7 protein-coding genes and 1 pseudogene are annotated in these 10,264 nt (G+C 67.9%); 6 read left to right on the top strand and 2 right to left on the bottom strand.

Features of this window, described 5'->3' with window-relative positions; all coding sequences use genetic code 11:
- Both Q0379_RS00280 and Q0379_RS00275 read right to left on the bottom strand, forming a co-directional pair.
- A pseudogene (locus Q0379_RS00280) lies at window positions 1-316 on the bottom strand (porin); the annotation flags it as partial.
- 292 nt (window positions 317-608) lie between these two features.
- Window positions 609-3,866: an autotransporter outer membrane beta-barrel domain-containing protein gene (locus Q0379_RS00275; RefSeq protein WP_299002857.1), complete on the bottom strand. Its 3,258-nt coding sequence runs from the start codon at window positions 3,864-3,866 to the stop codon at window positions 609-611.
- 162 nt (window positions 3,867-4,028) lie between these two features.
- On the opposite strand from Q0379_RS00275, the gene Q0379_RS00270 reads away from it, so the two are divergent.
- The 6 genes from Q0379_RS00270 to Q0379_RS00245 form a co-directional block, all read left to right on the top strand.
- The gene (locus tag Q0379_RS00270) at window positions 4,029-5,408 is read left to right on the top strand and encodes an ATP-binding protein (RefSeq protein WP_299002854.1); all 1,380 of its coding nucleotides are present in this window, start codon (window positions 4,029-4,031) and stop codon (window positions 5,406-5,408) included.
- A gap of 415 nt (window positions 5,409-5,823) precedes the next feature.
- A complete protein-coding gene (locus tag Q0379_RS00265; protein WP_299002851.1) occupies window positions 5,824-5,982 on the top strand; it encodes a hypothetical protein in 159 nt (52 codons plus the stop codon).
- Between the two features lie 141 nt (window positions 5,983-6,123).
- Window positions 6,124-7,104 carry a TerC family protein gene (locus Q0379_RS00260; protein ID WP_299002847.1) on the top strand — a complete coding sequence of 327 codons (981 nt, stop codon included), beginning with the start codon at window positions 6,124-6,126 and terminating at the stop codon, window positions 7,102-7,104.
- A 141-nt stretch (window positions 7,105-7,245) separates the two neighbouring features.
- Window positions 7,246-8,679 carry a phosphate ABC transporter permease subunit PstC gene (pstC, locus tag Q0379_RS00255; RefSeq protein ID WP_299002844.1) on the top strand — a complete coding sequence of 478 codons (1,434 nt, stop codon included), beginning with the start codon at window positions 7,246-7,248 and terminating at the stop codon, window positions 8,677-8,679.
- Window positions 8,672-9,967: a phosphate ABC transporter permease PstA gene (pstA, locus tag Q0379_RS00250; protein ID WP_299002842.1), complete on the top strand. Its 1,296-nt coding sequence runs from the start codon at window positions 8,672-8,674 to the stop codon at window positions 9,965-9,967. Before pstC ends, pstA begins: the two co-directional genes overlap by 8 nt.
- A 58-nt stretch (window positions 9,968-10,025) precedes the next feature.
- Window positions 10,026-10,264 (top strand): ATP-binding cassette domain-containing protein (locus Q0379_RS00245; RefSeq protein WP_299002860.1); only part of this gene is annotated, 239 nt, incomplete at its 3' end.

The raw sequence follows: 10,264 nt of genomic DNA, 5'->3' as shown, positions 1-10,264 counted from the left end.
CGAGCTGCATCACGCCGTGGATGGTGGCGCTGTAGGCGCCGTCGCCGGACGCTATGGTCGGCTTGCCGCCGGCGATGCTGACGGTGGTCGCCGCCTGGGTCGCACGCACATCCTTGAAGCTGGCGGCGGTGGCGGCCTTCAGGTCGGCGACCTGTTGCTGCAGGGCGGCCAACTGGGCCTCGAGCGCGGCGATGCGCGCGGCGGCCTCATCCGGGCTGGGCGGCGCCGTTTGGGCGGACGCCGCACCGGCGGTGGCCAGCAGGGAGGCGCCGGCGATCAGCGCGGCGCGAAAGGCGATCTGAGTTGGCTTGATCATGTTGGTCCCCTCTCGGCGCCGCGGGGCGGGCCGACCTGCCGAGCTAGGGAAGACTATTATCCCTATCTCGGGAATAGAGATTTGAGAAAGCCGGCGATGAGTTTTTCTGCAAGGCGCGGCGACCGGTGCGGAAGATTCTTCGAATCCTCCCTTCGGATTCAATGTCGCAAGCAACAACAATCCGTTTACGGATGAAATGACCTAGTCGGTCTTTTGGCGCGTGCGAGGCACGAAAAAGGGCCTACGGCATGCCGTAGGCCCCTTCGGGTCGTCGGTGGAAAGGCGATCCGCCCTAGAACATCGCGCGGCCGGCCAGGCGCAGATTGTAGCGCTTCTGCTTCTTGGTGGCTTCGACGCCGCCTTCCAGCGCCAGGTAAGACATCGGCGTACCGGCGCGCAGGGCGAAGCCGGCGGTGACCGCGCCATCCTTGTCGTTGAGCGCCGCCAGGGTGAACGGGTTGCCGCCCTTGAAGCTGGCGATCGTGTCGCCGACCGAACCGGCCAGGGTCTTGCGGTAGCCGACGCGGATTTCCGGACGCCACCAGACGGTCTTGCCGTAGTCGGCGCCCAGGACGAGGCCCAGTTCGCCGCTGAGATTGCTGGACGTGCGCTTGTCGACGGTCAGGTCGAAGCCCGAACCGCCGCCGCTTTCGGCGCGCTTGCCTTCGCGCAGCCAGACGTAGTCCACGCGGCCTTCGGGACGGGCGAAGAAGCGGCCCATCTTGGCCTCGTAGGCGACGCCGGCATAGGCGTTCGAGGTCAGGCCGTTCCAGTCGGCGCGGTTCTTCAGAACCAGGTCGGCCACGCCGTCGGCGTTGCTGTCCGGCGCGATGAAGCTGCGCTTGCCGTTGAAGAAGCCGTAGCCCACGCCGCCGCCGGCGTTGAAGCGCCAGCCGCCGACCGAACGCCGCCAGTAGGCGCCGGTCTGGATGAACGACGCGGTGGTGTGCTCGCCGACCTTGGCGACGGTGTCATGCTCTTCCAGGCTGGCGTAGGCCAGGGTCACGCCCAGGGCGCCGCCCGCGTCGCCCATGGCTTCGTAGCCGGCGACGAAGCCGAACGCCTGGGTGTCGGAGCCCAGGGTCTGGTCGGTGTCGCGACGGGTCAGCGAGTTGATCTCCTGGACCCACAGGCTGTCGGGCCCGTAGCGGTCGCCCGGATCGGGACGGAACATGGTCGCCGCCGAAATCTGCTGGTTGACCGACTGCAGGGCCGAGAACATGCCTTCGCCCTGGTCGGGCAGCATCTGGTCGTAGACGTCGCGGAAGCTGTCGCGCGTGCTCTGGTTCAGGAAGGCGCTGGCCAGGTTCGTGTCCTGCCCCAGGGCCGCGAACACGGCGTCATAGGCCGAGGTCTCGGCCTTGTTGAAGCCGATCTCGGCGGCGGTCCGGCGGCGCACGTCGATATAGACGTTGTTGGCGTCGGCGCGGCTGGTGGCGACGTACAGATAGGGCGACTGCGCCAGCAGGCCGTTGCCGAACGTGCCCGTGCTGATGTTCGAGCCCTGGATCACCGTAAAGGTGGTCGGCTGCTTGACCAGATTGGCCAGGCGGATGCCCAGCTCGGCGCCCGAGGCGATCGTGGTCGCGCCGGAGACGACCAGCTTCGTACCGGTCCCGGCGGCCGGATCGGCCGAGAACAGAATCTTGCCGGTCGAGCCGATGTTGAGGCTGCTGACGTTGATCGTCTCGCTGTTCAGGATGCCCAGGCTGCCGTTGGCGACCGAGATGTCGAGCTTGCCGTCGCTGTCGGTCAGCGCGCCCAGCGCCACTGCGCCGTTGGTGATCGACAGGCGGTCTTGGCCCGCTCCGAACGACATGGCGCCCACCAGGGTGCCGCTGTTGAGGTTCAGGGTGTCATTGCCGCCGCCGAACAGCACGTCGCCCACGGTGGTCGGAGTCGACGTGACGGTGGTGGTGTCGGCGCTGGTGACCGTGTCCGTGCTCGGGAAGGTGGTCGTCGAGGTGAAGCTGGACGGCCCCGTCTGGGTGTAGGTCACGCCGGTGTTATTGGCGCGGAGGTCCAGGGCGATCGCTTGGCCGCCCGCCGTCACCGTGGTGATCGTGCCGTCGGCCTTGAACTGCGGGGCGGTGACCGTGGCGCGGATAGCGCCCGTGTTGGTGATCGTCTTGAGCGTGCCGCCCTGGTCGAGCACGGCCACGGCGTCGCCGGTCTCGCCGACGCGCGTGGCGCTGATCGTGCCGTAGTTGTTCAGGGTCGAGGCGTTGGAGCCGGCGCCGAGCACTAGGCCTCGGGCCGAGGCGGTGACGCCCGAAGCGGCGTACGAAGAGGACGTCGACAGGATTGAGCCGCGGTTCAGCAGCTGGTCGGCGACCGCGCCGCTGTTGAGGATGGCGCCGGTGGCGTTGGCTTCGTATGCGCTGGCTGAGATCTGGCCGTCGTTGCGCAGGCCGCCGACCAGCGTGGTCGTACGCCCGCCGCCCGCGCCGACCGACAGGCCGGTCGCCGCGACGCCGTTATAGACGCCGGCGGCGGTGATCGAGCCCTTGGCGACCAGGCCGAAGGCGTTGTCGCCGGTTCCGACCGCGCCCAGCGTCACGTTCTGGCTGGTCGAGCCGATCTGCAAGGCCGGCGCCCCGCCGAAGACGCTGATGCTCGACGTCCCAGTGTTGCTGGACGTCGTCGTGGTGAGCACGGTGTTGCCGTCCGCGCCGACCTTGCTCGAATAGTTGGAGCCTTGCAGCAGGACGCCGCCCGTCACGTCGCCCGCGACCCGCACGGCGGGGCCGCCTTGCAGCAGGTCGTCGGCGTCCAGCTTGTTCAGGGCGTCCACGGTGGAGGGGCGAGAGGTCGAGCGGTAGCCGGTGGCGCTGGTCGCGCCTTGCAGCACCAAGGCGCCATTGATGTTGGCGTCGATATCCTGGGCGATCGCGCCCACGCCTTGGACGTTGATCGAGCCGCCGAGCGTGACCTTGCCCGTCACCGGCGCGGCGATGCGCACGCCGCGGGCGTTGTCGCCGATGACGCTGATGCTGCCCAGGTTGGTGACGTTCCCGACGACGGGACCTTCCAGCAGCATGCCCGCGGAATTGTTGCCCTCGACGCTGATCACGCCGGCGGCGTCGTTGACGATATCGCCGGTGAAGGTCCCCGCGTTGGTCAGGCGCACGCCGAAACGGTTCGAGCCCTGGGCGAACGAACCGTCCAGATCGCCGTCGTTGTCGCTGTCGGTCGGTGCGTAGTCCTCGATCAGGGAGATGGTGGCCGAATTGGTCAGGCCGCCGGTCTTGCCGCCGATGATCAGCACGCCGACGCTGTCATTGACGTTGTTGGTCGAGAGCGTGCCCGAGTTGGTCACCTTGTTGTTGCTGTCGATCGTGACGATGGCGCCCGCCGCGGTCGGCTTGATCGAGCCGTCGGACGTGATCTTGATGTCGTCCGCCGCCGTGCCTGTCGCCGTGCTGGTGGCGATCGGCGTCGTGCGCGCGGTGGAGACCGAGGTTTCCGCCGACGCGGCGAAGGCCATGGCCAGAAGAGGAGCGGCCGCGACCGTCGCGACCAGGACCTTGCGCTGCATTACGAACGACACCTCGATAGAAACCGGCGCACCTAATTCGGGTCACGTTGCGGCGAAAATGCGGTGAGTCTCGCTCGCGACACGTACTAAGGCGCCAACCGTCTATCGCATGGCTTGGCGGGGCGCCATATCTGCTTCGTCGAATCGCTTCAGCTCGAGATCATGAGCAATCCCATGCCCCTGGCGAACACGTCCCCTGGAGGACCGGAAAGTCGCCGCCCCAGCGCCTTTTGGCCCATTCTGGTGGGGCCCGGCGCGATCCTGGGTCTGATGGTCGTCGGCATGGCTCAACCATTTCCCGCCGCGCTCGCGGCCGCCGGCGCGGCCGGCGCGGGCTACTGGCTGGCCAGGCGCGATCAGGCGCGGCAGGCCCCCGTGACGCCCGGCGCGCCGCTGGCCCCCGTCGCGGCGGCTGAAGAAATCCCGCCTTTCGCCGCGATTCTCGATCGCCTGCCCGATCCCTTGATGGTCATCGCCGCCGAGGAGGCGGACGACCTGACGGGCCGGCGCTTCCTGTTCGCCAACGCCGCCGCGCGCGATCTGTTCAAAATCCAGCATGCCGGCCAGCTCCTGGTCACGGCCGTGCGTAATCCGCGCGTGCTTGAGGCCGTGGACGAGGCTTTGTTCGGCGGGCTGGAGGGGGTGGTCGAGTTCGAGACGGGCGGGACTCAAGGCCGCGCCTGGCTGGCCTATGTCCGACCGCTCAAGGAGGCGCCCGGACGCTCGCGCCTGGCCCTGCTGGCCCTGCGCGACGAAACCGACGCCCGGCGCAGCGAGCGGACCCGCGCCGACTTCCTGGCCAACGCCAGCCATGAACTGCGCACGCCGCTGGCCTCGCTGTCGGGGTTCATCGAGACCCTGCGCGGCCACGCCAAGGACGATCCGGGCGCCCGCGACAAGTTCCTGACCATCATGCTGGCCCAGGCCGAGCGGATGTCGCGCCTGATCGACGACCTGATGAGCCTGTCGCGGATCGAGCTGAACGAGCACATCGCGCCGCTGGGCCGCGTCGACCTGGCCATGGCCGCCATCGACGTGATCGACGCCCTGGCCCCGCAGGCCAAGGACAAGGCCGTGACCTTCGATCCCGTGCTGCCGCCGCGCGGCGGAGCGGTGGTCGACGGCGACCGCGACCAGATCATCCAGGTCATCCAGAACCTGGTCGACAACGCCATCAAGTACACGCCCAAGGGCGGGACCGTGCGCGTCGAGATCTTCCCGGGCCTGCCGGCCGAGGCCGCCGCCGCGCCGCGCGATTCGGCGGCCGCCCGCATGTCGTTGTTGACGCCCGACCACGATCCGGCCGAGCGCTACGCCGCCCTGCGGGTGACCGATCGCGGACCAGGCATCGCTCGCGAGCACCTGCCGCGCCTGACCGAGCGCTTCTATCGCGTCGAGGGCCAGAAGAGCGGCGAGCGGTCTGGCACGGGTCTTGGCCTGGCGATCGTCAAGCACATCATGAATCGCCACCGGGGCGGTCTGACGGTCGAGAGCGTGCAGGGCGAGGGCGCGACCTTCGGCATCTATTTGCCGATGGCGAGGGCCGACAACTAGGGCGCGGGGCCCGTCGCGAGCGCGCCTGGTGAAGGCCGATAGCGGGGCCATGCCTTGCGAAATCCGTCCTCTCCATCTATCTTTGTTATGCGAGCCGGGCCCCTCTGACGGTCGACGCTGGAACAGCGTGATCGTGATGTCGGAGCGCATCGGGTGTGCTCGATGCCGGGTCCAGAGGGACTTCCCCACAACCCAGCAAGCCCAACATCGGGCCGCCCTCCCAACAGAGGAGAGCGTCGATGTTCCTGAGTTCAATCTTTTCCAAGTCCGTGCGCCGGGGGCGGGCGGCGTCTGATCCGCGCGAGCGTCCCAGCGGATCCGCCGCGTCGCCCGACCTGTCGGCTCGGCGGCCGTTTCTGCTCGACCTGATTGATCGCTGGGGGCGGCGATGAGAGTCGGGGCCTCGCTTCCGCCCATGACTTGGCTGCCTCTGCGGTTGACGCAGCAGACGCTGGTCCAGGCCGCGTCTCACGCCAGCCAGCCCACGAGCAAGCCCGTGACGCCGCCCGACCGGATCGAGACCTCTCCGACCGCGCGATCCGCGCGCCGGAGCGTGCTCGACATCCGTGTCTAAGGCTTGTCGCTTCTGACGCCCGCCGCGTCTGACGCCCGCCGCGTCTGACGCGCTGGCCCAGCCAGCCTTCCCTAGACCCCACGCCCCTCGGCGGCCGCCCTGAACGACGCGGCCGCCGAGACCTGGAGCGCGCATACGATCATGGACTTTCTGACCCTGCCGGTTATCGGCAAACCCCTTTGGATGTGGGCCGGCTTCGTGCTGGCCGTCGTGGCCCTCCTGGCTTTCGATCTCGGCGTCCTGCATCGCAAGACGCGTAAGATCGGCGTCCGCGAGAGCCTGCTGATGTCGGCGATCTACATCGCGCTGGGCCTGGGCTTTGGCGGTCTCGTCTGGCTGCAGTTGGGCGCGACCTCGGGCGTGGAGTACCTGACCGGCTTCGTGATCGAGAAAAGCCTGGCGATCGACAACGTCTTCGTGATCGCCCTGATCTTCGGCTTCTTCGCCATTCCACCCGCCCTGCAGCACCGGGTGCTGTTCTGGGGCGTGCTGGGCGTGATCCTGATGCGCGGCGTCATGATCGGCGTCGGCGCGGCGCTGGTCAGCCAGTTCGGCTGGGTCCTCTACATCTTCGCCGTCTTTCTGATCCTGACCGGCGTGAAGATGCTGGTCTCCAGCGGCAAGCCCATCGACCTCAACGAGAACGCCGCCCTGAAGTTCGTGCGACGGGTCCTGCCGGTCACCGACCGGCTCGAAGGCGAGGCGTTCTTCGTCAAGGGCGTCGACTCGCGCACCGGCAAGGCCGCCTTGCTGGCGACGCCGCTCTTCCTGGCTCTGGTGCTGGTCGAGGTCGCCGACCTGATCTTCGCCGTCGACTCGGTGCCGGCCATCTTCGCCATCACCACCGACCCCTACATCGTCTACACCTCGAACATCATGGCCATCCTCGGCCTGCGCGCCCTCTATTTCGCGCTCGCGGCCGTGCTGCACCGCTTCGCCTATCTGAAGCAGGCGCTCGCCGTGCTGCTGGTGTTCATCGGCGGCAAGATCTTCATCGCCGACCTTCTGGGCTGGACCAAATTCCCCGCTGGTCTGTCGCTGTCGATCACCTTCGCGATTCTGGCGGCGGGGGTGCTGTGGTCGCTCTGGAAGACCCGAAAGAGCGCCTCTTTCGTCAGGTGAAGCGCGTTAACCGGGCGCTGTCGTCAAACTGTCATGTAACTGTCGCATAAGCACAGCGCCGGCCGGTCATAGATCGGGCCCGGGGGAAGGCCGCGATCCTGCGGAGCCTTCGACACTTCTGGCGCAAGATTAGCTTCACGCATGCTGACCTGGCTTTCGCTCCTTGTCCTGGCGCTGTTCTCCGGCGCGGCCTTCATGGCCGGCCGCCGTCGCGCCGTGGCCGCCGCCGGAGGCCGCGCGCGCGTCCTCCACTCCCTGCCGGACTACTACGGGACCTACGCGGCCCTGTGGGCCGGCGTGCCCGCCGCCCTGCTGCTGCTGCTGGGCGTGATGTTCGGCGGTCGCGTCGAGGACGCGATCCTGCAGTCGAGCCGTCCGGCCGCCGTCCAGGCGCTGGAGCCCGACCGCCAGGACGTCTTCTACAGCGACGCCCACGCGATCGCCGCCGGCAAATCGCCCAGCGAGGTGACCTACGAGGGCGAGCTGAAGACCGCGCTGGACGCCAAGGTCGCCGAGGCCCGTCGCATCGAGACCGTCCTGAAGGTCGGCGTCCTGGCCGCCGCGGGCGTGCTGGCCCTGGCCGGCTTCCTGCTGGCCTTCCCGAAAATCTCCGCGGAATTCCGCGCCCGCAACCGAGTCGAGGGCTGGATCGGCGTCCTGCTGATCGGCTGCTCGGTCGCCGCCGTGCTGACCACGCTGGGCATCGTTCTGTCGCTGGTCTGGGAAAGCTGGCGCTTCTTCCAGAGCGTCAATCCGCTGTCGTTCCTGTTCGGCACCGAGTGGAGCCCGCAGATCGCCATGCGCGCCGACCAGGTCGCCTCGTCGGGCGCCTTCGGAGCCGTGCCGCTGTTCGCCGGCACCTTCCTGATCATGTTCATCGCCATGCTGGTGGCCGCGCCCGTCGGCCTCTACTCGGCGATCTATCTGTCGGAATACGCCAGCCGCGGCGTTCGCGGCGTGGTCAAGCCGCTGCTCGAGATCCTGGCCGGCGTGCCGACCGTGGTCTACGGCTTCTTCGCCGCCCTGACCGTCGGCCCGCTGTTCCGCGCTGGCTTCAACGCCATCGGCGCGGCCCTGCCGCCCGGTCCGGTCGCCACCTACCTGATGGAAGTCCAGAACCAGATGGCGCTGGTCGCCGGGGTGGTGATGGGGATCATGCTGATCCCGTTTGTCTCCTCGCTGTCGGACGACATCATCAACGCCGTGCCGCAGAGCCTGCGCGACGGCAGCTACGCCATGGGCGCGACCAAGTCGGAAACGGTCAAGAAGGTCGTCCTGCCGGCCGCCCTGCCGGGCATCATGGCCGCCATGCTGCTGGCCATCTCCCGCGCCGTCGGCGAGACCATGATCGTGACCATGGCCGCCGGCCTGCAGGCCAAGCTGACCGCCAACCCGCTCGACACGGTGACTACCGTCACCGTCCAGATCGTCACCTTGCTCACCGGCGACCAGGAATTCGACAGCCCCAAGACCCTGTCGGCCTTCGGCCTCGGCCTCACCCTGTTCGTGGTGACGCTGTGCCTGAACATCATCGCCCTGCGCATCGTCCAGAAGTACCGGGAACAATATGACTGACGCGACCCTCGGCGCGGCCGCCCCGCGCTCGGCCTTCTCGGCCGCCGACGACCGTCTGAAGAAGCGTCACCGCGCCGAGCGCCTGTTCAAGGCGCAGGGCATGGCGGCGATCATCATCGCCATGGTGTTCCTGGTGGTGCTGGTCGGCCGCATCGTGGCCCAGGGCTACACGACGTTCGAGACCCACACCCTGAGCGTGCCGGTCTATCTGAACCCGGATCGTATCGACACGTCCGACCTGTCGGGCGTCAACTACGACTACATCGTCGCCGAGGCGGTGATGAAGAAGCTGGGCGTGCAGGACGACGACCTGGGCACCGTCTCGACCAAGGTCCAGGACCTGGTCTCGCGCGACTTCGGCTTCCAGCTGCTGAACAAGATCAAGGCCGACCCGAAGCTGATCGGCCAGACGATCACCGTGTCTGGCCCCCTGAAGGCCGACGCTGACCTCTATTTCAAGGGCGAGCTGAAGCGCTCGACCGCCGAGGGCGACCGCAAGCTCGACAACCAGCAGCTGGACTGGCTGGACCAGCTGACGAAGGCGGGCGCGATCAAGTCTGGCTTCAACTTCGCCTTCTTCACCAACTCCGACTCGACCGAGCCCGAACAGGCCGGCGTGCTGGGCGCGGTGGTCGGCTCGGCCATGATGCTGTTCATCACCGCACTGATCGCGGTGCCGGTCGGGGTGATGGCGGCGGTCTATCTGGAAGAGTTCGCGCCGAAGAACCGCTGGACCGACGTCATCGAGGTCAACATCAACAACCTCGCGGCGGTGCCGTCGATCGTCTACGGCCTGCTGGGCCTGGCTTTGTTCATCAACTGGCTGAACGTGCCGCGCTCCTCGCCGCTGGTCGGCGGCCTGGTGCTGGCCCTGATGGCCCTGCCGACCGTGATCATCGCCACCCGCTCGGCGCTGAAGGCCGTGCCGCCGTCGATCCGCGAGGCCGCCCTGGGCGTCGGCGCGTCCAAGACCCAGACGGTCTTCCACCACGTGCTGCCGCTGGCCATGCCCGGCGTGATGACCGGCGCCATCCTGTCGCTGGCCCACGCCCTGGGCGAGACCGCCCCGCTGCTGATGATCGGCATGGTCTCGTTCGTGCCCGGCGTACCGGAAGGCTTCACCGGCGCCGCCACCGTGCTGCCGGTCCAGGTGTTCATCTGGGAGAACGCGTCCGAGCGCGCCTTCCACGAGCGCACCGCCGCCGCCATTATCGTTCTCCTCGTCTTCATGATCGTCATGAACGCCGCGGCCGTGATCCTGCGCCGCCGCTTCGAGCGCCGCTGGTAGGTTTCACATGACCCAGATCCTGAACCCTCTCGCCCAACCTCTCCTGCGCGGACACGCCATGACCGTCCAAAGCCCTGACGACACCGCCGGCACGCCGGTGATCCAGACCGCCGTGCCGGCGGCCAGCGCCGCCGCTCCCGTTGGCGAGCCCAAGATCAAGGCGCGCGACGTCAAGGTCTTCTACGGCGATAAGCAGGCTCTGTTCGACGTCAATCTGGACATCCCGGCCAAGTCGGTCACTGCCTTCATCGGCCCGTCGGGCTGCGGCAAGTCGACCTTCCTGCGCTGCATCAACCG

This window comes from uncultured Caulobacter sp. (genome assembly GCF_937900395.1).
GTDB lineage: Bacteria > Pseudomonadota > Alphaproteobacteria > Caulobacterales > Caulobacteraceae > Caulobacter.
This window is presented reverse-complemented; position numbering and strand designations above follow the sequence as displayed.